This is a genomic window from Burkholderia sp. PvR073, from assembly GCF_054055695.1.
The window spans coordinates 662786-687120 of sequence record NZ_JBSRXO010000002.1; the positions used below are offsets into that span (position 1 = coordinate 662786).

General features: G+C 66.2%; 25 protein-coding genes. 5 read left to right on the top strand and 20 right to left on the bottom strand.

The window, feature by feature from the left end; all coding sequences use genetic code 11:
• Positions 1–147 precede the first annotated feature (147 nt).
• The 4 genes from ACVK00_RS10150 to ACVK00_RS10165 all read right to left on the bottom strand — a co-directional run bounded on the left by ACVK00_RS10150 (position 148) and on the right by ACVK00_RS10165 (position 2366).
• On the bottom strand, positions 148–369 hold the full coding sequence (locus ACVK00_RS10150; protein ID WP_006751258.1) for a hypothetical protein: 222 nt from the start codon (positions 367–369) through the stop codon (positions 148–150).
• A 106-nt stretch (positions 370–475) separates the two neighbouring features.
• Complete coding sequence (locus tag ACVK00_RS10155; protein WP_011659070.1) at positions 476–664, bottom strand: 4-oxalocrotonate tautomerase; 189 nt, start codon at positions 662–664, stop codon at positions 476–478.
• A 60-nt stretch (positions 665–724) separates the two neighbouring features.
• Positions 725–1501, bottom strand: a complete 777-nt coding sequence (locus ACVK00_RS10160) for a class II aldolase/adducin family protein (RefSeq protein WP_284891326.1) — start codon at positions 1499–1501, stop codon at positions 725–727.
• On the bottom strand, positions 1476–2366 hold the full coding sequence (locus tag ACVK00_RS10165) for an urea transporter (RefSeq protein WP_284891325.1): 891 nt from the start codon (positions 2364–2366) through the stop codon (positions 1476–1478). The genes ACVK00_RS10160 and ACVK00_RS10165 overlap by 26 nt, the downstream gene beginning before the upstream one ends.
• Before the next feature lie 203 nt (positions 2367–2569).
• Between ACVK00_RS10165 and ACVK00_RS10170 the strand changes: the two genes are divergently transcribed.
• Positions 2570–3124, top strand: coding sequence for a putative glycolipid-binding domain-containing protein (locus tag ACVK00_RS10170; RefSeq protein WP_284891324.1), 555 nt, complete (start codon positions 2570–2572; stop codon positions 3122–3124).
• Here ACVK00_RS10170 and ACVK00_RS10175 read toward each other — a convergent pair.
• The 5 genes from ACVK00_RS10175 to ACVK00_RS10195 form a co-directional block, all read right to left on the bottom strand.
• Positions 3085–4008: an alpha/beta fold hydrolase gene (locus ACVK00_RS10175; RefSeq protein WP_284891322.1), complete on the bottom strand. Its 924-nt coding sequence runs from the start codon at positions 4006–4008 to the stop codon at positions 3085–3087. The two genes, ACVK00_RS10170 and ACVK00_RS10175, sit on opposite strands and share 40 nt — an antisense overlap.
• Positions 4009–4012: 4 nt before the next feature.
• Positions 4013–4918: a metal-dependent hydrolase gene (locus ACVK00_RS10180; protein ID WP_228907954.1), complete on the bottom strand. Its 906-nt coding sequence runs from the start codon at positions 4916–4918 to the stop codon at positions 4013–4015.
• Positions 4915–5850, bottom strand: coding sequence for an SDR family NAD(P)-dependent oxidoreductase (locus ACVK00_RS10185; protein ID WP_284891321.1), 936 nt, complete (start codon positions 5848–5850; stop codon positions 4915–4917). The genes ACVK00_RS10180 and ACVK00_RS10185 overlap by 4 nt, the downstream gene beginning before the upstream one ends.
• Positions 5851–5871: 21 nt before the next feature.
• Complete coding sequence (locus ACVK00_RS10190; protein ID WP_284891319.1) at positions 5872–7455, bottom strand: flavin-containing monooxygenase; 1584 nt, start codon at positions 7453–7455, stop codon at positions 5872–5874.
• Positions 7456–7701: 246 nt separating this feature from the next.
• On the bottom strand, positions 7702–8373 hold the full coding sequence (locus ACVK00_RS10195) for a lysoplasmalogenase (RefSeq protein WP_284891317.1): 672 nt from the start codon (positions 8371–8373) through the stop codon (positions 7702–7704).
• A 374-nt stretch (positions 8374–8747) separates the two neighbouring features.
• Here ACVK00_RS10195 and speB point away from each other — a divergent pair, with 374 nt between their 5' ends.
• Complete coding sequence (speB, locus tag ACVK00_RS10200) at positions 8748–9716, top strand: agmatinase (protein WP_354123286.1); 969 nt, start codon at positions 8748–8750, stop codon at positions 9714–9716.
• A gap of 55 nt (positions 9717–9771) precedes the next feature.
• On the opposite strand, the gene ACVK00_RS10205 is transcribed toward speB, so the two are convergent.
• The 3 genes from ACVK00_RS10205 to ACVK00_RS10215 all read right to left on the bottom strand — a co-directional run bounded on the left by ACVK00_RS10205 (position 9772) and on the right by ACVK00_RS10215 (position 11391).
• A complete protein-coding gene (locus tag ACVK00_RS10205; RefSeq protein WP_006753082.1) occupies positions 9772–9981 on the bottom strand; it encodes a hypothetical protein in 210 nt (69 codons plus the stop codon).
• Between the two features lie 285 nt (positions 9982–10266).
• Positions 10267–10470, bottom strand: coding sequence for a cold-shock protein (locus ACVK00_RS10210; protein WP_006485974.1), 204 nt, complete (start codon positions 10468–10470; stop codon positions 10267–10269).
• A gap of 330 nt (positions 10471–10800) precedes the next feature.
• Entirely contained in the window at positions 10801–11391 is a 591-nt protein-coding gene (locus ACVK00_RS10215) for a flavodoxin family protein (protein WP_284891442.1), read from the bottom strand.
• A gap of 118 nt (positions 11392–11509) precedes the next feature.
• Here ACVK00_RS10215 and ACVK00_RS10220 point away from each other — a divergent pair, with 118 nt between their 5' ends.
• Positions 11510–12415 carry a LysR family transcriptional regulator gene (locus ACVK00_RS10220; protein ID WP_228907949.1) on the top strand — a complete coding sequence of 302 codons (906 nt, stop codon included), beginning with the start codon at positions 11510–11512 and terminating at the stop codon, positions 12413–12415.
• 131 nt (positions 12416–12546) lie between these two features.
• On the opposite strand, the gene ACVK00_RS10225 is transcribed toward ACVK00_RS10220, so the two are convergent.
• From ACVK00_RS10225 to ACVK00_RS10240, 4 genes are all read right to left on the bottom strand, one after another.
• Positions 12547–13527, bottom strand: coding sequence for a sulfonate ABC transporter substrate-binding protein (locus tag ACVK00_RS10225; RefSeq protein ID WP_228907948.1), 981 nt, complete (start codon positions 13525–13527; stop codon positions 12547–12549).
• A 124-nt stretch (positions 13528–13651) separates the two neighbouring features.
• Positions 13652–14500, bottom strand: a complete 849-nt coding sequence (locus tag ACVK00_RS10230) for a MerR family transcriptional regulator (RefSeq protein ID WP_284891307.1) — start codon at positions 14498–14500, stop codon at positions 13652–13654.
• A 9-nt stretch (positions 14501–14509) separates the two neighbouring features.
• Positions 14510–15070: a GNAT family N-acetyltransferase gene (locus ACVK00_RS10235; protein ID WP_284891306.1), complete on the bottom strand. Its 561-nt coding sequence runs from the start codon at positions 15068–15070 to the stop codon at positions 14510–14512.
• 101 nt (positions 15071–15171) lie between these two features.
• Positions 15172–16086 (bottom strand): LysR family transcriptional regulator, encoded by a 915-nt coding sequence (locus tag ACVK00_RS10240; protein WP_284891305.1) that lies wholly within the window; start codon positions 16084–16086, stop codon positions 15172–15174.
• A gap of 125 nt (positions 16087–16211) precedes the next feature.
• Here ACVK00_RS10240 and ACVK00_RS10245 point away from each other — a divergent pair, with 125 nt between their 5' ends.
• The gene (locus ACVK00_RS10245; protein WP_354123287.1) at positions 16212–17210 is read left to right on the top strand and encodes a quinone oxidoreductase family protein; all 999 of its coding nucleotides are present in this window, start codon (positions 16212–16214) and stop codon (positions 17208–17210) included.
• A gap of 96 nt (positions 17211–17306) precedes the next feature.
• On the opposite strand, the gene ACVK00_RS10250 is transcribed toward ACVK00_RS10245, so the two are convergent.
• Entirely contained in the window at positions 17307–18821 is a 1515-nt protein-coding gene (locus ACVK00_RS10250) for an MDR family MFS transporter (protein WP_284891303.1), read from the bottom strand.
• 229 nt (positions 18822–19050) lie between these two features.
• Here ACVK00_RS10250 and ACVK00_RS10255 point away from each other — a divergent pair, with 229 nt between their 5' ends.
• Positions 19051–20610: a methyl-accepting chemotaxis protein gene (locus ACVK00_RS10255; RefSeq protein ID WP_284891302.1), complete on the top strand. Its 1560-nt coding sequence runs from the start codon at positions 19051–19053 to the stop codon at positions 20608–20610.
• Positions 20611–20744: 134 nt separating this feature from the next.
• Here the strand turns inward: ACVK00_RS10255 and ACVK00_RS10260 are convergent, their stop codons facing one another.
• From ACVK00_RS10260 to ACVK00_RS10270, 3 genes are all read right to left on the bottom strand, one after another.
• The gene (locus tag ACVK00_RS10260) at positions 20745–21176 is read right to left on the bottom strand and encodes a hypothetical protein (RefSeq protein ID WP_284891301.1); all 432 of its coding nucleotides are present in this window, start codon (positions 21174–21176) and stop codon (positions 20745–20747) included.
• Positions 21143–22366, bottom strand: coding sequence for a DUF6402 family protein (locus tag ACVK00_RS10265; protein ID WP_284891300.1), 1224 nt, complete (start codon positions 22364–22366; stop codon positions 21143–21145). Before ACVK00_RS10265 ends, ACVK00_RS10260 begins: the two co-directional genes overlap by 34 nt.
• Before the next feature lie 191 nt (positions 22367–22557).
• Positions 22558–24225, bottom strand: coding sequence for an ATP-dependent helicase (locus ACVK00_RS10270; protein ID WP_284891299.1), 1668 nt, complete (start codon positions 24223–24225; stop codon positions 22558–22560).
• Between the last annotated feature and the right edge of the window lie 110 nt (positions 24226–24335).

The following is a 24335-nucleotide window of genomic DNA, read 5'->3' on the forward strand; positions in this document are numbered from 1 at the left end:
GGTCTCCTGATCGGCTGGCCATTGGCTGCTGCGTGTGTGTTCGGCATTATGCGCCGATTGCGTGACGGGGCGATGTGCGGGCGCACAACGGGGAGCAGGGAAGGAAGGGCCGCACGCAGCGCGCGTGTTCGGCGCTGCGCGGGAGGGTCAAGCGAGGTCCGGCGGCTTCAGCTCGGGGTGCCGCGCGTAGAGCGGGTTCATGAAGTCGAGCAGCATCGTGGTCAGTACTTGCGACACGAATTCGCGATAGGCGACGAATTCATGGGGCGGACAGGTCTCGTTGACCTGCCGCAGCGATTGATCCAGTTGCGCGCCCATCGACAGGATCATGTCGTTCAGTGCGGTGGCGATACGTTTGTCGTCGATCATGCGGTCTCCTTCGAGCGCCGTGGCGTGTGGCGCGTTCGTGCGGGTGTCACCCGCGGTTCGAGCGCGTATCGCCCGGGAGGTTCCGGCGACGCTGAACGGGCCGGTATCAGAGCTCGTCGCTCCACAGCTTCCCGGCCGTCGCCCAGTTCTCCTTCTTCACGTCGGCGAGGATGATGTCGACCGAGCCCGGGTCGCAGCCGAGCGTCTCGCACGTGGCGCGCGTGATCGCTTCGACGAATGCGCGTTTCTGCTCGACCGTGCGGCCTTCGAACAACTGGATATTGAAAGTCGGCATGATTGAATGCTCCGATGGGTTGGGGGGAATCGGTTCGTGTTCGTCGGGACGCCGGCGGCGTCAGTCGCGATATGACGGATCGATCCGGTCGAGGCGGCGCAGCAGCGCCGGCCATTCCAGTTTGCCCTCGATCGCGCCGCCGTCGCGCAGTTGCTCGGCGGTGCGGGCGGCGACGGCCGGCTCGGGCAGCACGAGCGGCCCGCCGCCTGCCTGCGCGCGCACCTGGATGTCGCACGCCTTGATCAGCGTATCCATCAGCACATACGCTTCGGCGACGGTCCGGCCGACCGTCAGCGTGCCGTGGTTGCGCAGCAGCATCGCGGATTTCGCGCCGAGACTGGCGGTCAGCCGCGCGCCTTCGGCCGGCGAGAAGGCGAGCGCCTCGTAGTCGTGATACGCGAGGTCGCCGTGAAACCGCAGCGCGTGCTGCGATGCCGGCAGCAGCCCGTCGCGCTGGATCGACACGGCGACGCCGGCCGTATTGTGCAGATGCATCACGCAGACGGCGTCCGGCCGCGCGGCATGGACGGCCGCATGAAGTGCGAAGCCCGTCACGTTGACCGCGTGCTCGCTGTCGCCGATCCGGTTGCCGGCCAGGTCGATCTTCACGAGATTCGATGCACGGACTTCGTCGAACGTGAGGCCGAACGGATTGATCAGGAAATGGCCGGGCTCGCCCGGCACCGTCGCGGACAGATGCGTATAGATCAGGTCGTCCCAGCCGTTCAGCGCGACGAGGCGATACGCGGCGGCGAGATCGACGCGCAGCCGGCGCTCGGCGTCCGAGATCGGGCCGCCGGGCTTCACGGCGTCAGGACGGTGTGCGAATGACGACATCGGGTTCTCCGAGGGTAAAGCGGCGCGCGACGGCCACGGTGATCCACGACGCGAGCGCGAACGGGGCCGTGAGCGCAGTGATGCCCGCATGCATCGCGAGCCACTGGATCAGCGCGGCCAGTGCGGCCGCCGCGAGCGCCGCGCGCGTGCCGCGCGACATCAGCGCAAGCGCGGCGAGCGCGCCGTTGAAGCCGAGCAGGCCGTCGGTGAATCCGGTATCGCCTGCGCCGAGTGCGACCAGCAGCACGGTCGACACGATCGCGCCGCCGAGTGCGAACGCGGCCGCGCGGCGGGATGCGACCGCGATGCCTGCAACGATCAGCATACCGGCCCACGCGCCTTGTGCGAAGGCGGTTTGCGCGACACCCGAGAGCAGGGCGGCGGCGACCGAGGAAAGCGTCGGCGCCGCATCCGTCGCGGCGCCGCTCGCATGCTGCACCGCGACAAACGGCAGCCACAGCGCGGTGGCTGCCAGGCACGGGCTCGAATACGGGCATTGGCGCCATTTCGCGAGCGGGGTGCGCATTGCGCGCTGCACGAGCGCGGCGCCGATCGCGGCGAGCGGTGTGAGCACGAGCGCCAGCGGGGCGGGCGCAAAGAGGACGGCCACCAGCGCGGCGAGCGCGCCGTTGAAGCCGTGCAGACCCTGTTCGACGGCGCGGCGTTCCGCGCCGGTCAGCACCGCGGTCACGTTCGCGGCGGCCGCGCCGACCAGCGCCGCGCACGCGAGCCGCAAGTCGGTCAGCGCGAGTGCGGCGACCAGCATCGCGCCGGTGAATGCATTCGCCTGCAGCACGATCTGTCCGATGCTGCGCAGCAGAATGCGCAGGTCGATCGACGGCGAGGCAGGGCGGGCGGTAGGCATGGCGGCGGTGGAACAGGACGAGCCGCGAGCATAGGACACTATCCCGTGCACCGGAATAGGGAATTCTGGATACTCGGGATTTGAGGCGGGTGCCCCGAATTGGGGCGGAGAGCGTACGGATTCGGAACGCCTGTTAGCGTTTTCGCGAGATTTGTTCGCTCTGGTAGTAAATTTGGATCCTCGTTACCGTTTTCGGAGGAACGATGCGAGAAGTGCGCTGGGCGTCGCTCGAGGGCGACGGCATCGAACACCTGACGTTCGACCGTGTTGAAACCGGCATCGTCGTCGAGAGCGCCGTGGTCGGCCAGCGGTACGGCCGCGCGTACGGGCTTGCGTACCGGGTCGAGTGCGATCCGCGGTGGCGGGTCAGGTATGCGGTGCTCAGGGTGATGGGCGGCGGCACGCTCGAACTGCACGGCGACGGCGCCGGGCACTGGCGCGACGGTTCGGGCCGCGCACTGCCGGAACTGGATGGCTGCGTCGACATCGACATCGCGGCGACGCCGTTCACGAATTCGCTGCCGATCGGCCGCCTCGGTCTCGCGCGCGGCGAGCGGCGGCCGATCGACGTCGCGTACATCTCGACGCCGGATCTGACCATCGCGCCGGTCAAGCAGGCCTACGCCTGCATCGAGCCCGGCCGGCGCTACCGCTACGAAGGGATCTTCCGGAATTTCACGGCGGAGATGGACATCGATGCCGACGGGCTCGTGATCGACTACGAAACGCTGTTCAAGCGCCTGCCGGCGTTGCGCTGAAGCGCTGCGCTCGCCGTCGCGGGTGCCGCCGCTGGCGCCCGTCTTTCATGTGCCGCGGCAAACCGGTCGATCCGCGCCGCGATCAGCTCCGGGTCGCGCACCACGATCCAGTGCGCGCCGTCGATTTCCTCGCGCACATGCTCGCCGAGCCAGCGGTCGAGATTGACCGACATCTCGGGCGTCACGTAGCGGTCGCGCACCGGCACGAGAATCTGGACCGGCGCCTGCGCATACCGCTCGCGCGGCTGTCTCGCCCGTGCGAGGAAATTCGCGCGGTAAAGCTGCAATCCGTTCAGCGCGTTCTTCAACTGCGCGGGATCGCGCTCGGGCCGCACACGCTCGGTCAACTGCAACCAGCGCGGCCACAGTGCGGCGCCGCCGAGCCGCCACACCAGCGACGGCACGACCGGCAGGTGGAAGAACGCGATGTACCACGACTTCAGGCTCTGCTTGAGCCGCATCTTCGCGCGGAACACGTGGTCGAGGCACGGCCCGGAGATCGACGTGTACGACGCGATCCGGCCGCGGAACGCGGGATCGGTCACGGCCTCCCAGCACTGGATCGACCCCCAGTCGTGACCGACCAGATGAAACGGCCGGTTGCCGCAGGTCGCGTCGGCGACGGCCTTCAGGTCCTCCGCGAGCCGCGCGAGCGCGTAATCGGCGCGGCGGCGCGGCGCATCGGACGCACCGGCGCCGCGCACGTCGTAGGCGATCACGCGGTAGCGCTTCGCAAGCCGCGCGCGCACCGGCGCCCACACGGCCGCCGAATCGGGATAGCCGTGCACAAGGATCAGCGGCGGCGCGCGCCGCGGGCCGCTGACATACACGGCGAGTTTCACGTCGCCGGAGTGGACGGTCAGCATCTCGTGCGCGCGCGCCATGACGTCATGCCTGCGCAACCGGGTGCAGCGGCACGCGGCGCGGGGCGGCCTGCGCCGCGTAGCGCGCGTTGGTCGCGTCGATGTTCGCGAGCAGCGTGTCGAGGCCCTGCAGGTACTGATGGTTGTCGTGGTCCCACGGATGGAAGCCCGGGCGGAAATAGTCGAGCCATTCGCCGGCGATGCTCGGGAACACGCCGTGCTTCGGGCTGTACAGGTACTTCACGAGGCGCCACATGCCGCCGAACTTGCCGTGTTCGCGACGATGCGCGCGCATCAGGCGCACGTGGAAATCGAACACGATCGTCCAGAAGAACACGGTCGTCGTCAGCATCGTGCCCGTGCGCAGCAGGTAGCTGCCGAGGCCCGGCTTCATCACGGTGGTCCATACGTCGTACGACACGGCCTTGTGCTCGGTTTCCTCCATCGCGTGCCACATCCACATCTGCTGGTAGCCTTCGACCGAGCCGTCGATGCGGTGCTCGTGGCCCGACAGCAGCTGGTTCGCGAGGATCGCCGTGTAGTGCTCGAGCGCGATCGTGATCGCGAGCTGCATCGAATGCGGCAGCACCTTCTTGAACCAGCCGAGGATCGTCCACAGGCGCTTGTCGAGCTTGTGCGCGGGCAGGCCCGACGCTTGCAGCAGGTCGTTGTATTCGATGTGCTCGCGCGTGTGCATCGCTTCCTGGCCGATGAAGCCGAGCACCTGCTTCTTCAGCTCGGGATCCTCGATCCGGTCGCGGTAGTTGCGCACCGAATCCATGAAGAAGCGTTCGCCGGCCGGGAACAGCAGCGACAGCGCGTTCATGAAGTGCGTGACCGGCACGCCCTGCACGTGCCAGTCCTTCGCGCGTTCGGGCGGCAAAGCGAAACGGATGTCGCGCCGCACGGGCATCATGTTCGGGGTCGTCATGATTGTTCACCTCCCTGATTGCCTGCGTTGTTGTAGGTGGCGTGCAGCGGTGCGGGCGCGGGCGTGCCGCGTGCCGCATGGCGGCGGGCCTTCGCGGCCTCGCGGCGCGTCGCGAGCACGACGAGCGCCTGGTAGGCGGCCGGCAGGATGCGCGCCATCCAGTCGGCGCCCTTCGCATCGCGGCCGATCAGCACGCGGCGCTTGTTCTTGCGCACGCCGGCGAGGATCGTGCGCGCGGCGTCGTCGGCGCTCGTGATGAAGAACTTCTCGAAGCTGTCCTTGCCTTGCTGCTCGCTCTCGACGATGAAGCCGACCATGTTTTTCGCGACGCGGCTCGACTGCGCGATGTTCGTGCGGATGCCACCCGGATGCACGCAGGTGGCCGACACGCCGCACTTCATCATGTCGAGTTCCTGGCGCAGCGATTCGGTGAAGCCGCGCACCGCGAACTTGGTCGCGTTGTAGCCGCTCATGCCCGGCTGCGCGAAGATCCCGAAGATGCTCGACGTGTTGATCACGTGGCCGTCGCCCGATGCCTTCAGGTGCGGCAGGAACGCCTTCGTGCCGTGCACGACGCCCCAGAAATTGATGTTCACGATCCACTCGAGATCGCTGTATTCCATCCCTTCGATCGTGCTCGACAGCGCGACGCCCGCATTGTTGAAGATCAGGTTGACCTTGCCGTGCTCCTTCGCGGTGTCGTCGGCCCACGCGAACATCGCGTCGCGATCGCCGACGTCCAGCATGCGCGTCGACACCCGCACGTTCGGCGCGATCGCGCGGACGATCCGTTCGGTTTCGGCGAGGCCGACGCCGTTCTTGTCGGCGAGCGACACGTGGCAGCCGGCCCGCGCGAGCTGGATCGCGAGCGCGCGGCCCATGCCCGAGCCGGCACCCGTGATCGCGGCGACCTTGTTGGCGAAATCTCTCATGTCGGTGGCTCCTTGTCTGGCTCAGGCCGCTTCGGCGGAAGTTGAAGTGGAAGCGGCGGGCGCGGCGACGGGCCGCGAGGTCGTCTCGTGCCGCGGCGCGCCATACGCGTGGTAATCGGCGATCGAGAAGCGCGCGGTCGCCTGGCGGAAGCGCCACGTGAAGCCGGGCCACAGCGTCGTGTTCTTGCCGGTGCGCGGATCGAGGTACCAGCTCTTGCAGCCGCCCGTCGACCAGATCGCCTTCTTGAGCTTGCCCTGCAGGTCGTTGTTGAACTGCGCCTCGACGAGCGGGCGCACCTCGACCGCATCCGCGCGCTCGCGCTGCATCGCCTGCAGCGCGCCGAGGATGTATTCGATCTGCGACTCGATCATGAACACCATCGAGTTGTGGCCGAGGCCCGTGTTCGGGCCGACGATCATGAAGAAGTTCGGGTAGCCGGGCAGCGCCGTGCCGAGGTAGGCGTGCGCGCCGTCGCGCCACGCGTCGACGATGTCGAGGCCGCCGCGGCCGACGATCGCGCCGCGCGGATACGGATCGGCGACCTGGAAGCCGGTGCCGTAGATCAGGCAGTCGACTTCATGACGCTTGCCGTCGGTCGTCACGACCGCGTCGGCTTCGATGTGGTCGATGCCGGTCGTGATCACGTCGACGTTCTTGCGCGACAGCGCCGGGTAGTAGTCGTTCGAGATCAGCACGCGCTTGCAGCCGAGCGTGTAGTTCGGCGTGACGGCCTTGCGCAGCGCCGGATCGGGGATCTGCTTGCGGATATGACGCAGCGCGAGTTTCTGCACGTTCTTCATCAGCGACGGATGGATCGCAAAGCCGAGCACGCGCGATTCGAGCATCCAGTAGATGCCGCTGCGCACGGCCTTCTGCGTGAACGGCAGCGTGCGGAACAGCCATTTCTCGAAGCCGGTCAGGTTGCGGTCGGGCTTCGGCATGATCCACGGCGGCGTGCGCTGGAACAGCGCGAGTGCCTTCACGCGCGGCGCGATCTGCGGCACGAACTGGATCGCGCTCGCGCCGGTGCCGATCACCGCGACGCGCTTGCCTTCGAGCGGGTAGTCGTGATCCCACTGCTGCGAATGGAACGCGCGGCCCTGGAAGTTTTCGACGCCGGGGATCGCCGGCAGCGCGGCGCGCGACAGCCCGCCCATGCCCGATACCAGCACGCGCGCCGACAGCCGCTTGCCGTTCGCGAACGTAAGGCGCCAGCGCTGCGCGGTTTCGTCGTACTCGGCGCGCTGCAGTTCGTGGTTCAGGCGCAGGTGCGGGCCGACGCCGAAGCGCTGCACGCAGTCCTCCAGATACGCGCGGATCTCCGGCTGCGGCGCGAACATGCGCGTCCAGCGCGGGTTCGGCGCGAACGAGAACGAATAGACGTGCGATTGCACGTCGCATGCACACCCGGGGTAATGATTGTCGCGCCACGTGCCGCCGACCGATGCGGCCTTCTCGAGGACGACGAAGTCGGTCACCCCTGTTTGCCGCAGGCGGATCGCCATCCCCAGCCCGGCAAAGCCGGTGCCGATGATGGCAATGTCGATGGTTTCGTCCGGGCCATCGTGGCCGGGCGGGCCGAAAGGCAAGGTGCGAGCATTCATCCGGGTGTCTCCGATTTGGCTCATTTTTTAATGTTACATTGGTTGATGTAACGATAGTGGGTGAGCCCGGAAACCGCAAGCGGCTAGAAGCGACGCTCTAACGGCAGGAAGCCAGACGGGAAAAGGCTGAGCGGGGTTTGGAACGGGCTGCTTTCCGCATTGCGGGAGGCGCGGAAAGGGCCGTCGGCAGGGCGGGACCGGCGGTGAACGAAACCGCCGGCACGCCGCGGTCTGTTTGAAACAGTATCAGGGACGGATCGAGCGGGCGGCCGTCTCATGGAAAACCCCGGCCACGATCAGGACCTGCGCGAGCGCGTAGAGGCCCCAGATCAGGTAGTCGATGGCGGGAAAGCCGCCGAGGAACCGGCCGACGCCGATCAGCGTATCGGAGCCGACGAAGATCAGGCTGCCGATGGCGACCAGCGCGCTGCGCGTGCGGGCGGCGAGCGCGAAGCTCGCCATCACGCACAGCACGAGCATGTAGACGGCGACCGGCGCCAGCAACTCGCCGAGGTGCGGGAAGAACGCGACGTAGAACGCCGGCGCGGCGATCCACAGCGCGACGAGCGCGCCGATGCGCCAGCCGTGCGGCCGCGCGCGCCACCGGAAGAAGATCGCGCAATAACACACGTGCGTGAGCAGGAACGCGCCGAGGCCGAACACGAACGACAGCGGCCAGTCGGGCCGTGCAAGCAGCACGTCGCCGAGCACGGCGGTCGCGAGCGCCGCGCACAGCCACGCGCGTTCGCGCGGCGCGCCGCAGGTGCTGCCGGCCGCGAGCAGCAGGGTGCCCATCGCGGCTTTTGCGGCGGCCTGCCCCGGATAGGGCGCGGCGGCGAGCGACAGCCCGTACAGCAGCGCGGCGGCGATGGCGAGCGGCCAGAGCCGGCGATAGGCGGCGGGAAGCGTGGCGATCAAGGCGAGGGTCTCCAGTTTGTGGTTGTTTGTGGGCGGACGGCGCGCCGTCGCGGGCGCGGCTGCCGGCCATTATCCGGAAGAACGAGTGCGCAAGAACCGGCGAATCCTTCTAGGACACGATGGCGATGGATGGCGACGGGCGGCGAGGCCGCCGCTGGATTTTTCCGCGCGTTGCCCCGGCTGAACCGGGGCAACGCCTTCAATTCGGCTTGCTATGATCGCCGCGGTATTGCCGTTGTCGATGTCGTTGTCCCGTCCGGCCGCGCGACAGGATGCACAGCCGTTGCGTGCCCGATGAATCCATGCCGTGTCTGGCCCGTGCGCCAATACCAGGCGATACGGGCGGCCCGGCCGCCACGACTACAGGTCCGACCATGACCGAACTTCTCCACGGCGACGGTGCGATCCGTCGCACGACGCCGTACGGCTCCTCGATCGAAAATACTTATGCGGGCGTGCTGTCGTTCATGCGCCGCAACTATTCGCGTGCGCTCGACGGTGTCGACGTCGCGATTTCCGGCGTGCCGCTCGATCTCGCGACGACCTATCGTGCCGGCGCAAGGCTCGGGCCGGCCGCGATCCGCGCGGCGAGCGTGCAACTCGCGGAGCTCAATCCGTATCCGTGGGGCTTCGATCCGTTCGACGATCTCGCGGCCGTCGACTATGGCGACTGCTGGTTCGACGCGCACAATCCGCTGTCGATCAAGCCGGCGATCGTCGAGCATGCGCGCACGATCCTGCGCTCGGGCGCGAAGATGCTGACGCTCGGCGGCGACCACTACATCACGTATCCGTTGCTGGTCGCGCACGCGGAGCGCTACGGCAAGCCGCTGTCGCTGATTCATTTCGACGCGCACTGCGATACGTGGGCCGACGACGAACCGGACAGCCTCAATCACGGCACGATGTTCTACAAGGCCGTGAAGGAAGGGCTGATCGATCCCGCGACGTCCGTGCAGGTCGGTATCCGTACGTGGAACGACGACTTTCTCGGGGTCGAGCGGCTCGATGCCGCGTGGGTGCACGACCACGGCGCGCGCGCGGCGGTCGAGCGGATCGTCGATATCGTCGGCGCGCGGCCCGCATACCTGACGTTCGACATCGATTGCCTCGATCCGGCGTTCGCGCCCGGTACGGGCACGCCGGTCGCGGGCGGGTTGTCGTCAGCGCAGGCGCTCGCGATCGTGCGCGGGCTCGGTGCGGTGAACCTGATCGGGGCGGATGTCGTCGAGGTGGCGCCCGCCTACGATCACGCGGACATCACCGCGATCGCGGCCGCGCATATCGCGTGCGATCTGCTGTGTCTGTGGCGACAGAAGAAGGTGGCGGGTGCGTTGAAGTAAAGCGGGCCGGCGCAGGCCGCCGGCGCGTCGCTGGAACGATGGCCGGGCGTTGGCTTTAGCCGCGCGTGTCGATCCAGTTGCGTGCCCAGCGGCTCGAATGCTGCAGCGCTTGCTCTTCGCTCACGAAGTAATCGAGCGAATAGAACTGGTAGCGGCCTTCGGCGCGTTCGAGCAGCAGGTTGGATGAAAAACTACCGTCGGGCAAACGATGTGCCGAGGGTTGAACGGCATAGCCGTTGTACTGTTGAATTCGTTGGTTTTGCATTTGCGTTTTAATTTTAATAATGTTCGAGTGCGCGCGTGCCGTGCGAAATGTGCACGGATGCGCCGATTCAAAGCCATTGCGAGCTGAATCTGAAGCAGTCGAAAAGCGGAAAAGGGGCCTTGCAGCCAGAGGGGAGAATGAAGTGCAACGAGGCGTGTGGCGCTCGGCAAGCTGCTGATCAATCAGATGCAGCTAAGAGCAATCGCGCCAACTTTGGGAGTCGAAGCTCCGCGAGGATGTCGCTGCAACCCGGCGTCCGTTACGGGAGGCCGGGTTCTTCAAACCTTACAGCGGCTTGATGTTGGCCGCTTGCAGACCCTTCGGGCCTTGCTTCGTTTCGAAGCTCACCTTCTGGTTTTCAGCCAGCGTCTTGAAGCCGTCGGCGCGAATTTCCGAGAAATGCGCGAACAGGTCGTCGCCGCCGTTGTCCGGGGTGATGAAGCCAAAGCCTTTGCTGTCGTTGAACCACTTGACGATACCGGTATCCATGAAGAATCCTTGATGAAAAAAATAGAAAGATTTTGCTCTATGAGAGAGCGTTTGAAGCGTCAAGGAGGGAGAGGACCACGAATATCGCTGGGTAGCGACAATTGATGAACAGCAATCGAACTTCTTGAACTTCTGGCGACACACTACGCGCCGCCAGTGCGGCCGTCAATCGTTATGTTGTAACTGTTTCATTGGACGGTCCGGTTGGCGGACGAAACGATGCGGCCCCGAATGGCTGCGCGCCCGATCCGGCGGGGCGCGCAGGTACCGTCATCATACCGCGGCACAGCTCGAAGGCATGCAGGCCGGCTTGCCCCGCACCCCCGGATTTCAGCCGATTCGAGCGCGTCCTGCCCGAAACTGTCCGGCGATCGTTGCGACGCGTGCGCCATACCGGCGTGCCGTCTCGAGATCCCCGGGCGACATCTCGTCGGGCGACGCGTCGGCCGGCGTCTGCGCCATCGGCGCGATATAGGAGCCCATGCGATTCAGGTCGTCACGCATCGAGGCCTTCACGTTTGCCGGCTTGATGTCCATGCTCGCCCAGATCCCGCCGTGCTGGCCGGCGAGCAGGACGAAGTATTCGAGCGTATTGAGCTTGTCGCCGTTGATGCTTGCGCTGTTGGTAAAGCCGCCAAAGATCTTGTCGCGCCACCCGGCGTCGAACCAGACCTTCGACGATGCATCGGCGAACTTCTTGAACTGCCAGCTCGGGCCGCCCATGTAGGTCGGCGAGCCGAACAGGATCGCATCGGCGCTGGCGAGCATGTCCCACGCGTGCGCTGCAATATTTCCGTCCGCGTCGATTGCGATGAGTTCGGCGCCGGCACCCTCGGCGACCGCCGTTGCCATACGTTCGGTATGCCCGTAGCCGGAGTGGTAGACGACGACCGCTTTAACCGAAGAAGTGTGTTGCGTCATGGTTGTTCCCTTTCGTTCAGGTTGTCGTCGGGCGACGACATGGGAAAGCACTCTACTGAGTCGCAACCGGGTTATAAATGATGACCGATTGAACGTGCTGTTACTTCCAGGGTGAACAATGCAAAACCTCGACGCGCTCTTGATCTTTGCCCGTGTCGCCGAAATGACGAGCTTCACGCGGGCGGCCGAAAGCCTCGGCATCCAGAAAGGACGTGTGTCGATGGTGATCCGCAAGCTCGAGCGCGACGTGGGGGTTGCGCTCCTGCATCGGACCACGAGGAGCGTGCAGTTGACCGAAGACGGCCGCGCCTTCTATTCCCGCGCACGGGACCTGCTGGCCGAAGTGCAGGAATTGCAATCGATGTTCTCGGGTAACGGCACACGCCTGCGCGGAAGGTTGCGCGTCGACATGCCCACCGAATTGGCACGCAGCGTCGTGGTTCCCGCGTTACCGCAACTGATGGCCGCGCATCCCGAGCTCGAACTGGAACTGTCGAGCACCGATCGGCGCGTCGATCTCGTCCAGGAAGGGTTCGATTGCGTGATCCGGCTGGGTCCGATCGCCGACGACACGCTGATTGCCCGACCGCTGGGCAAGCTGCGCATGACGAATGCGGCGAGCCCGGGCTATCTGGCACGGTACGGCATCCCGCACACGCTCGACGATCTGCGCAGCCAGGGGCACCGGATGGTCCACTACACGCTGACGCTCGGCGCCCGGCATCCCGGATGGGAATATCCGCATGGCGACGGCTATGCGTCGCTGCCGTTGCCCAGCGCGATGCAGGTCAACAGCGTGCAGACCTATCACGCAGCCGGGCTTGCCGGCATCGGGTTGATCCAGGCGGGATATTCGGCGCTCGCGCATCACATTGAAAGCGGCGCGCTGGTCGAGGTTCTGCCCGACCTGCGTCCCGAGCCGCTCGCGGCGTCGCTCGTGGTGGCCCATCGGCGCAATCTGTCGCCGCGCGTGCGTGCCTTCATGGACTGGATCGAGGGCGTGTTGGCGCCCTATCTGGATTAGCCGCGAGGGTAGCGGCGGCAGCGGTCGGGGCAGGGAACCCGTTGGCAGGTCGTCCCGCGTTTCCCGCAAATTCGAGAAGAAAAAAAGCCGACGGGCAGGGTGTCCGTCGGCCTCGTTCGAGTGCGTTGGCGTTACTTCGCGGCGAGCGCACTCGCCACGTTCGTGTCGATCCACGCATTCTCCGCGACGCTCAGCTTTTGCGGAATCAACTTCGCCGTATGGAACGCATCGGCAACCCGCTGCTGCGCCGCGACGATCCGGTCGTCGAGCGGCACCGCGCCGAACGGCACGCGCTTGATCCACGTCTCGACGAGCGGTTGCGGCAGGCCGACCTTCGGCGCGAGCAGCGCGGCCGTGTCGGCCGGATGCCCGTTGACCCACTGGCCCGTTTCGCGCGCCTGTTTCAGGATCGCGCCGACCACGTCCGGATGCTGCTGCGCGAAGTCGCGCGTCGCTTCGTAGAAGTTGTTGGTCGCCGCGAGCCCCGTATAGTCGGACAGCGTGCGCACCTTCAGCGCATTCTGCGCGGCTGCATAGTACGGGTCCCATACGACCCACGCGTCGACGTTGCCGCTCTCGAACGCTGCGCGCGCGTCGGCCGGCGCGAGATACACGGGGTGAATTTCGTCGTAGCGCACGCCGGCCTTCTTCAGCGCTTCGAGCAGCAGGTAGTTCGCGCTCGAGCCTTTCTGCAGCGCGACCTTCTTGCCGCGCAGCTCGGCGACCGAACGGATCGGCGAATCGGCCTTCACGAACACGGCTTCGTTGTGCGGGGCCGGCGGCTCCGCGCCGACATAGACGAACCGCACGCCGGCCGCCTGCGCGAACACCGGCGGCGGCGCGCCCGTATAGCCGAAGTCGATGCTGTTCGCGTTCAGCGCTTCGAGCAGTTGCGGGCCGGCGGGGAATTCGAACCACTGCACGCCATAGCCGAGCGGCTTGAGCCGTGCTTCGAGCGAGCCTTGTGCCTTGATGATCGATAGCAGGCCGGCCTTCTGGTAGCCGATGCGCACGACCTTGTCGGCGCCGCCCTGCGCAAAGGTCGACGTGGCGGAGAGCGCCACGAGCGCGACGGCGGCAGTGCGGGTGATCCAGCGGGTGAAACGAATCATCGAACGAGCTCCATGCGAAACGTCTTCTGGCGAGCGGCCGGTGCCGCCCGGTTGGAAGAATCGTCGCATGGGCGATCGCGTCCGCAAACGAAGCATTGCCGATATGAATATGACGGCGACGGCCTTATGCTTTGTCGCCGTTGCCTTGCGGATCGGACGTATCGGTCGTACCGGATTGCCGCGCCGCCTCGTCGCTGAGCTTCTTGTCGAGGATCGTCGCGACGCGGCCGCCGAGATAGGCGCTTGCCGCGTTCTCGAGCGCGCGGTTCGTCTCGCCTTCGACGAACACGGCCGCGAGCGGGCGCAGGCGCCAGATTGCATCGACGAGCGCGGGCACGTCGGTCACCGGCGGCAGCGTGCCTTCGTCGTAGCGGTCGAGTCGCTTCACGACGAGATCGACGAGTAGCCGCGCGATCGCGTCGAAGTGCGGCCGCGCGAGGCTGATCACGTCGAGCAGTTCGCGCGGCGGGATGCCTTCCTTCGTCATCGCGGCCGCTGCCTCGAGCAGCGCGGGGCTTTTCGCGACGAACGACAGGCCGTGCCGTTCGAGCAGCCCGAGTTCGGTCACGCGCGACAGTTGCGACGCCGTCTGCGGGCCGAACATCTGCGCGAGGGTGGCGAGCGAATAGGTTTTCGGCAGTTCGTGCGACCAGCGGCCGCCGATCGCGTTTTCCAGGCCGAGGATCGAGCGCAGGTCGTGACCTTCGTCGATCGCCTTGATCAGGTCCTGGATGTTCGACAGCGTGTAGCCGCGTGCGAGCAAGTGGTTGATCAGCTTCAGGCGGGCGACGTGCGTGTCGTCGTAGATGCCGACGCGCCCGCGCTTCTCGGGCGGCGCGAGCAGCCCGCGATCCTGATACGCACGAACGTTGCGCACGGTCGTGTCGGACACGCGCGCGAGTTCGTCGACCGTGTACTCGTTGCGGGAATTCGCGGCGGCCTCGTCCGGCATAGGGGGAGTCTGTTTTGACATGCGGCCATTCTAGCGCGACGCGACAGGCTCGGGCGAGGCGGGGAGCGTGCGTGCGCCGTCGCCGAGCGCGCGCTGCATCAGCGCGGTATCGATCCAGCGGCCGTGCTTGAAACCGACCGCCTTCAGCACGCCCGCCGGCTCGAAACCGAATGCGCGGTGCAGCGACGTCGAGCCGCCGGTGCCGCCGTCGGCGATCACCGCGATCATCTGTCGCCACGGGCCGGCCTCGCACCGCGCGATCAGCGCCGCGAGCAGCGCGCGGCCGATGCCGCGGCCGCGCTGTGCGTCGTCGATGTAGATCGAGTCCTCGATCGTGTGGCGGTATGCGCTGCGCGTGCGATACGGCGTCGCATACGCGTAGCCGGCGATGCGGCCGTCGCATTCCGCGACGAGATAGGGCAGCCCGTGACGCAGCACCGCGTCGCGGCGCGCGCGCAGTTCGTCGACGTCGGGCGGCGTCTCCTCGAACGACGCGACGCTGTGGTGCACGTGGTGCGCATAGATCGCGTGAATGGCGGCGAGATCGGACTCGGTCGCGTCGCGGACGACGCAGGCGGTAGCAGCGGGCATGGTGGCGGAGCGGGCGGACGAAACCGTTACTATGCCGGCCGCCGGGCGGTGCGGTAAAGGCATCGGCAGCGTCGTGCACCTGGCATGCCGGGCGTACCGGTCTACAGGTGGCCGTCCGCAGCGCGCACCGCGTCGGCGATCGCGTCCGCGACGCGCTGCACGCGCGGCGAGCGTCGCACGTCCGGGTGGACGACGAGCCAGATCTCGCGCTCGACATCGCAACGGGGCGCCGACGTCAGTTCGACGAGCGCCGGGGTGGCCGGCAGCGACGGATCGGCCGAGGCCGGCATGCCCGCGCCCGCGTCCGTCACCGGTGCGTCGACCAGAAAGCGCGGCAGCAACGCGATTCCCGCGCCGGCCACGCACGCACGATGCAGCGCGGCGAGATCGTTGGCGATGAACGCGAAGCGGCGGCCGGCCGCGAAGCGTTCGAGCCACTGCTGTTGCGGCACCTGCGCGAGTGCGTCGTCGTAGCCGAGGAATGCCCAGGTGTCGGACGGCTCGGCGGCCCGCTCGGGCGACGCGCACAGCGCGAAGCGCATCGTGCCGAGCCGGCGCGCGGCCAGCCCCGGCTCGCTCGGTCGCGACAGGCGCACCGCGAGGTCGGCTTCGCGTGCGTACAGGTTGGCCGCGTGCATCTCGCCCATCAGGTCGATCCGCAGCGCGGGCCACGCGCGTTGCGCGCGGGCGAGCCGCGGCGCGAGGAAGTGGCTCGCAAATACCGGCGACGCCGACACGCGCACGACGCCGTCGAGCGCCGCCGCCCCCTGCGCGGCGCGCGCGAACGCATGCACGTCGGCTTCGACGCGGGCCGCGTGCTCGGCGAGATGCAGCCCTTCGTCGGTCGGCGGCCAGCCGCGCGGCAGCCGGTCGAACAGCCGGATGCCGAGCGCGGATTCCAGCGCGTCGATGCGCCGAGCGACCGTCGAATGCTGGACCTGCAGGACCCGCGCGGCGGCCGACAGGCTGCCGCCGCGCATCACCGCGAGGAAATAGCGGAGATCGTCCCAACTCATCGGGAGCGGAGGTGCCGGCGTCGGATCGGTCGAATTTTGCACAGTAGATGGGTGCGTAACGGGAATTCCGATCGATTATGCACGATGGGATGATCGTGTCACTTCATTCGATTGCGAGGAACGTCATGACCCAGGTTGTCACCGCCACCCGGATCGGGATCGACCGCTACGGCGACGCCGGCGTGCTGCGCAGCGTCGATGCGCCCGTCGGGCCGCCAGGCGCCGGCGAGGTGCGGATTCGCCAGACCGCCGTCGGCGTGAATTTCGTCGACATCTATTTCAGGACCGGCGCGCATCCGTTGCCGGCGCTGCCGGACGCGCTCGGCGTCGAGGCGGCCGGCGTGATCGACGCGGTCGGCCCCGGCGTGACGGCGCTCGTTCCGGGCCAGCGCGTCGCGTATGCGGGGCTGCCGACCGGCAGCTACGCGAGCCTGCGCACGCTGCCCGCCGAGCGTGTGGTGCCCGTGCCCGACGGCGTGAGCGACGACGCGGCGGCGGCCGGGCTGCTGAAGGGGATCACCGTCTATATGCTGCTGCACCGCGTCCGGCAGGTCGGCGCCGGCGACACCGTGCTCGTGCATGCGGCAGCCGGCGGCGTCGGGTTGCTGGCGACGCAGTGGGCGCGCGCGCACGGCGCGCGGGTGATCGGTACGATCGGCTCGGCCGCGAAGGCCGCATTGGTGCGCGCGCATGGGGCGGAAGCGGTGGTCGACTATCGCGAGGAGGACTTTGTCGCGGCGGCCCGCGCGTTCGGCGGCGGCGCGGGCGTCGACTATGCGATCGACGGGATCGGCGGCGACGTGCTGACGCGTACGCTCGGCGCGGTCCGGCCGTTCGGGATGGTCGCGAGCATCGGACAGGTTGCCGCGATCGGCGCGCGGCAGACGATCGATCTCGACGAACTGGGCCCGGCCCGCTCGATCGCGCTGGCGCGGCCGAGCGTGCTCGGCTTCATTGCGCGTGACGTCGCGGGGTATCGGGAAGCGGCGCGCGCGACGCTCGACCGGCTCGCGGACGGGATGCACGTGGAGATCGGCGCGCGGCTGCCGCTCGAACGGGCGGCCGACGCGCATCGTTTGCTGGAGTCGCGTCAGACGACGGGCGGGGTGGTGCTGGTGCCGTGACGGCCGAGCGCGCGGCGACCGAACGGCGTGACGACGATCACCTCGTGGTGTTGATCGGCGGCCAGGCGGCGGTGCCATGCCGCCGCTGCTTGCCGATCAGTGATGCGTGCGCAACGGCGCACCCTCGACGAACCACGCGAGCACGAAGGCGATCGCGATCACGCCCGCCGCCGACAGATACACCACATGCAGCGACCCGGCGAACGCGTGCAGGTACGCATCGCGCACCGCCTCCGGCAACTGGTGCACGGCCGCCGGGCCGAGCGCGGGCGGCAGCGCCGTGCCGGCCGGCAGCGCCTGCGTAATGCGCGACTGCAGCCCGTGCGAGAACAGCGCGCCGAACGCGGCGACGCCGAGCGAGCCGCCGATCGAGCGGAACAGCGTCGCGCCCGACGTCGCGACACCCATGTGCCGGAATTCGACCGTGTTCTGCACGGCGAGCGTCAGCACCGGCATCACCATGCCGAGCCCGATCCCGAGCAGCGCCATATACGCGTACATGGTGTGCAGCGGCGTGTCGAGCGACAGCGTCGACAGCAGCGCCATCGCGATGCCGCCGATCAGCGTCCCCGCGATCGGAAACGGGCGATACGTGCCGAACCGCGAGATCAGCCGGCCGCTCGCGACCGACATCGCGAGCATCCCGCCCATCATCGGCAGCAGCTGCATCCCGGCCTGCGACGGCGTCGAGCCCTTCACGACCTGCAGATAGAGCGGAATGAACGTGACCGAGCCGAACAGCGCGATGCCGACGACGAAGCCGATCAGGCTCATCAGCACGAAGGTGCGCTGGCGGAACAGTTCGAGCGGCATGATCGGCTCGGCCGCGAGCCGCTCCTCGTAGACGAAGCCGCCAAGCGCGACCAGCCCGAGCACGAGCGTCATCCACAGCTGCGGCGACGACCACGGCAGCAGCGAACCGCCTTCACTGGTGAACAGGATCACGCAGGTGAGGGCCGTCGCGAGGAACGCGGCGCCCATGTAGTCGATCCGGTGCTTCACGTGCGCGGTGTGCGGCCGGAACACGATGCCGATCACCGCGAGCGCGAGCGCGCCGAGCGGCAGGTTGATCGTGAAGATCCAGCGCCACGACAGGTGTTCGACCAGGAAGCCGCCGAGCAGCGGCCCGACGATCGTCGCGAGGCCATACACGCCGCCGAACATCCCCTGGTAGCACGCACGGCGGTCGGGCGGCACCAGGTCCCCGATCGCGGCCATCGTCACGACCATCAGCCCGCCGCCGCCGAACCCTTGCAGCGCACGCAGCACGATCAGCTGCGTCATGTCCTGTGCGATGCCGCACAGCGCGGAGCCGGCGAGAAACAGCACGATCGCGGCCTGCAGCACGATCTTGCGGCCGTACAGGTCGCCGAGCTTGCCGTACAGCGGCAGCACGACCGTCGACGACAGCAGGTACGCGGTGACGACCCACGACAGCTGGTCGAGGCCGCCGAGCTCGCCGACGATCGTCGGCAGCGCGGTCGACACGATCGTCTGGTCGAGCGCGGACAGCAGCATGACGAGCAGCAGCGCGCCGATGACCAGCCCGGTCGGCGTGTCGCGGCGGGCCGCTTCGGCGGCCGGCGGAGCAAGGAGGGTATCGGTTCTCATCGAGATATCTGCCATGGCAGGGAATTGACCGAAATATAGAGTCAATTAATTGACCAGTCAATTTCTGCCGAGCCTCGATTTGTTGCACCGGTAACAGAAGATTGCCGGCCGGGAAATTTGACCGCGATCAGCCCGAAAGAGGGCCGGACTCAAGTTTTTTGCAGGCAAACCGTAATCCAGAGTGCCGCGTGCCCATTGCCGCGGCATCTTTCATCGCTCACGTGCCGTCATGAACCTGAACGCCCTGTTTTCCCGCTTCTCGATCCGTACGCGGATTTTTTCCACGCTCGGTCTCGTCGCCGTGCTGCTCGTCGTGTCGGGCCTGATCGGCCTCATCGGCATGCAGAGCTCGAACCGTGCGCTCGACGAGGCCTATACGCGCCAACTGGCCGCGAAGACCGCGCTGTCCGCCGCGAGCCTGAACCTGACGATCGTGCGTACCACGCTCGACCGCGCGCTGCTGCATCCGGAGGCGCCGGACGTGCCGGATCTCCTCAAGAAGGCCGACAACTATCTCGCGAAGGCCGACGCCGCGTGGCGCACCTACGCGGGCATGCCGCACGACGGCGACGAAGGTCCGCTCGCGACCCGGCTCGACGCCGCGCGCCAGGCGCTGATCGGACAGGCGTTGAAGCCGCTGAGCGACGCGATCCGCGCGGGACGTCGCGACGACGCCGACCGGCTGCTGATGACGGTCGCGCCGCCGCTGTCGGTCGCGCTCACGCAGGCGACCGATGCGCTCGATGCGTACCAGGTCGCACGCGGCAAGGATGTCTACGACACCGCCCAGACCTATTACGGCTGGATGCGCGCGGGCGCGATCGCCGGCATCGCGTTCGGTCTCGCCGCGTGTTTGGGCTGCGCGGTCGGCCTGCATTTCGCGATCACGCAACCGGTGAACCGGCTGCTGTCGCATTTCCGCCGCCTGTCGGAAGGCGACCTGACGTCGGAAGTGCGCTGGTCGTCGCGCGACGAGATGGCCGAACTGGTCAAGGGCGTGACGGGTATGCAGCGCAGCCTCGCCGATACGGTGCGCCAGGTCAGCCAGGGCTCCGAAGCGATTTCGACCGCGACGCACCAGATCGCGGCCGGCAACACCGACCTGTCGCAGCGCACCGAGGAGCAGGCATCCGCGCTGCAGCAGACGGCCGCGAGCATGGAACAGCTGACGGCGACCGTGAAGCAGAACGCCGATCACGCGGTCGAGGCGCAGGCCTGCGCGGACAGCGCGAGCGAGATCGCGACGCGCGGCGCGACGGTCGTCGGCGAAGTGATCGGCACGATGAACGAGATCGACCAGAGTTCACAGAAGGTGGCCGACATCATCGGCACGATCGAGGGCATCGCGTTCCAGACCAACATCCTCGCGCTGAATGCGGCGGTCGAAGCCGCGCGCGCGGGCGAGCAGGGCCGTGGCTTCGCGGTGGTCGCGGGCGAAGTGCGCACGCTCGCGCAGCGCTCGGCCTCCGCCGCGAAGGAAATCCGCACGCTGATCGGCGAGTCGGTCGAGCGTGTCGCGACGGGGTCGCGGCTGGTCGGCGTGGCTGGCGCGACGATGCAGGACATCCAGCAGGCGATCGGCCGCGTGACGGGCATCATGACCGAGATCGCGGCCGCGTCGAACGAGCAGCGTGACGGGATCGAGCAGGTGAACCTCGCGGTGTCGCAGATGGACCAGGTGTCGCAGCAGAACGCGGCGCTGGTCGAGCAGGCGGCGGCCGCGGCTGCGTCGCTCGAGGAGCAGGCCGACGGGTTGCGGCGGGCGGTGGGGGCGTTTCGGGTGGCTTGAGTGATCGTGGGGTGGGCGGCGCAAGGGGCAGCAACGCGGCTGCGCCGTGCGCCGCCAACGACATACTTCACAGGCTCGGTCCATGGCGTGTATTGAGAATGTAGCCATGATCGAGAGGTTTTATTTCGTGGGGCTCAAAACAGCGGCAACCTGGCACGAAGCCAGTCCCACTTGGTTGGCGGAATCTTCAGGTATTTTTCAGGGCTGGACTCATCGGTCAAGTCGATATAACGCACCAGATTGCCCTCGTAATTCAACGGTCGATGAAAAAGTGCGCCGTGATACCAATTGACCGAGAAATATCGTCTTGCAAGAAGTTCTCCTTTATCGCTGAAAACTTCCAACACTATTTCGTCATTCGTCGCGTCTTGATCGTTCCCGCCGGTACCGCACATTTTGAATCGATATTGAACGCCATTCATATTTTTCGTGCCGCCATCCAATGTGTCTGGCCTGTCATAGAAATCGCATCGGCCATAGATGGGGCGACTGAGATGGGTGATAAAACCTGTGGCAATGAAAATAATAATGGCTAAGCCAATGTATTTGATGGCTCTAGTCTGCATATCTCGCCAAGCTCAAAGTTAATGGGTTTATTTAACTTCAAATAGATTGGTTTGGAATATATCATGAAGTCCATGCCGTGGCGGTGTCTTTCTCTCCAACGATTGTAGTCTGCATTGTAGATCGGAAAGTAGACATCCGATTCTTTGAATTTGCCAAACAGACTTCTACGCGTATCTACTGGCTTGTTGAGGCTCTTTGCCAAAATGTCGATGTCGGAATCGCGCTTTGGTGAACTTGATTCCGTGAATAACGCTCCCGGAGCAATAATGACCCCGCGTTTATTCCAGTGCCCTAAATATTGTTTTCCGTTGAATGAGTAACTATCTTTCACGTAAAGGTAAATGTGCGTGATTTTTCCTGTGACGTTGAGACAGTACAAATTTCCAGATTTTTCATATTTGAAATATTTCTCTCTTGAGGAAATTTCTACGTTTCCTATGGCGACGTAGATGTTGAAGTTGGCCAATGCCCCCGTGAGGTCCGTTGGGGTAAGATTATTGAGGGTATCCCAATTTCTTATTGGTAATAGCTGAAATTGCCAATCGTTGTGAAGTTTTCGCAAATCGCCGGTAAGTCTCGACGTATTGATGTTGAGCGTTGAATGTCGTTCGAGAAAAAGCTTTTTGACGAAGGGCTTGATGATATTTGTGGCTGCGCGGATGGATCGCTCGCTATAAATATCTCTATCGATAAGTTTTTTATATTTTTTCTTGACGCTTCCGAATTTCAGTACCCAGTCAAGGGTGACGTCAACTTCGTTCGATGGTTGGGTTGAGGTCGGGGCGTCATTGTACGTATGCGCAGGCCCCGCAAACCATATCCGAGCAAGCCTGGCTGAAACCTTCCAACCCAAATTGTCCATCGCAATTGGCACGTCCTGAAGATCGAAAGGCGGTGGATTTTCGCAAACTTCCGATTCCGCTTGTTTCGGCGGCGTTTTAGGCGTTGCCTGATCAGCCTTCGGCTGTAATTGAGGCGCAGCCGGCTGCTTCGGCGTCTGCGGGGCTTGAGTGATCGCATCGAGATGAGCGGGTGGTGGCGGCTTTTCCCCCGGGGCATGTCTGTCGATCGACACGCTCTTTTGAGTCTCAAGAGGAACGCATCCCTGGCGCCCCTTGTACTCCTTCAGTTCTGGTCCCCACCATCCCTTTTGCGGCTTGTAGTACGGCGCTTTTTTTACGTCGGCCATCGAATATTCCACTTGCAACGAATGACCTGACATCGTAGTGACAGGCCGCAAGCGGACAAATCATCGGGTATGGCCGGAACAGGACGAAACGCGAGCGCACAAGGGGGGCGGGCAGAACGAAATGTTCCCAACTGTTGCAACAGGCATCGCGACCGAGATCGCCGTCATGCCGGACGCCCCGTGCCGTCGCGTCAACCGCCCGTGAGCTGCGCGGCCGAGCGCGCCGACGCGACGAGCAGCAGCTTCATCGTCGCGCGCGTCGCGCCGACGAACAGCTTGCGGGCCGCACGCGCATCGAGCGTGTCGAAGTCGATCTCGGTGAGGATCACGCACGGTGCGGATTGCCCCTTGAAGCGGTAGATCGAATCGAGCAGCACGTCGCCTTCGCGATATTCAGGGTTGCCGAACAGATCGTACTTGCCGGTGAAGCGCTTGACGCGGTGCGGGCCGAGCTGGTCGAGCGGCGCGAGCACCGAGCTTTCGCGGCCGCGATACGACAACACCGCGATGTCCTGCTTGCGAAAGCCGAGCGACAGCGCGTGCGTGATCGCGCGCTTGGTCGCGTCGATGCAGGCTTCGACGAGCGCGTCGCCCGATGCGCCGTCTTCACCGTATGACGACACCGACGGATCGGAACCGTCGAAGGGGCTGCCCGAGCGCAGTTCCAGCGCGAGCGGCTCGACGCGGCCGACGATGTCGCGCACGAATTCGAGCAGGTCGCGCGGACTGCGGTAGTTCGTCAGCGCCTTCAGCGTGACCCAGCCGGGCAGCGCGACGGGCTCGCGCAGATAGAGGTTCTGCAGCGGGTCTTCCAGCCACCACCAGGCCCCGTCCGGCGCGAGCAGGCGCTCGAGCGCCGTCGCCCACGGCGCATGGAAATCCTGGCCTTCGTCGACGATCAGCACGTCGAAGCGCCAGCGTTCCGGAATCGGCGCTTCCGCAAAGCGCGCCTCGAGCCGTTCGAACGCACCCGGCACGTCGAAGTCGGGCGTATAGCCGCCGTCGCGGGCCACCCAGTCGCACAGCTGATGGTAGTTCGCGATTTTCGCGCCGGGCGGCGCGATGCGTGCGATGTAGTCGGCGAGCGGCCGGTTGAAACAGACGTAGAGCACGCGCTTGCCGGCCGCGACCGCGTCGCGCATCGCCTGCACCGCGAGCTGCGTCTTGCCCGAACCCGCGGTGCCCGTCACGCGCAAGCGGAACGGCGCGAACTCGAGCTGCCGCGCCCATGCGGCGAGCCCGCCCGACAGCCGCGTGACGAGCGTGCCGGCCTGCCCGACGAGCGCACTCGTGTCAGGCGTGAGCGCCAGCTCGTCCGCGAGGAAATGATGCAGCTTCGCCGCGTTCGGCAACGTTTCGTCGTGCTCGGGCAGGATCTGCAGGATCACCTGCGCGAGCTGCGTCTTGCGCGACGCGTCGACGATGCGATCGGCCGCGACGCCGGCAATCGCCGTTTCCCGGATCGAGTAGTCGGGGCAGTACAGCAGCGCCTCGACGCCGTAGACGCCCGCGCCGAGCGCGGCGGTCAGCCGCCGGTGCAGCGTCTCCTGCGTGCGCGCGAGCTGGATCGGGACGTTGCGCTCCTTCTGCAGGTAGACCTTCACGAGCCCCTTCGGCGTTTCGCGCAGGAAGCCGGCCTTCTGCTCGATCAGCAGTACGCGGCCGGCCGGGCTCACGACGACGAACGCCGCTTCGCCGAACACCGAGAAGCCTTGTTCGGCGCGCGTCCAGTGCACGCCGTGATAGACGGTGTAGGTGTCAGGCAGCGCGTGTTCGAGGGCGGCAAGCGTCTCGCGCTCGCGTTCGGCCGCGCCGGTGGCGGCGAGGCTTTTCCAGTCGTCGGGAATGAGGCGGGCCATGAAGGGGCGGCGGATGCCGGTCGTGAACAGGGTCCGGCTATTGTACTGAGGAACCTGTTCGCGACCGCTGCGCCGCGCGGGCGCCGGCCGTGCGAAGGTGGGCGGCGCGG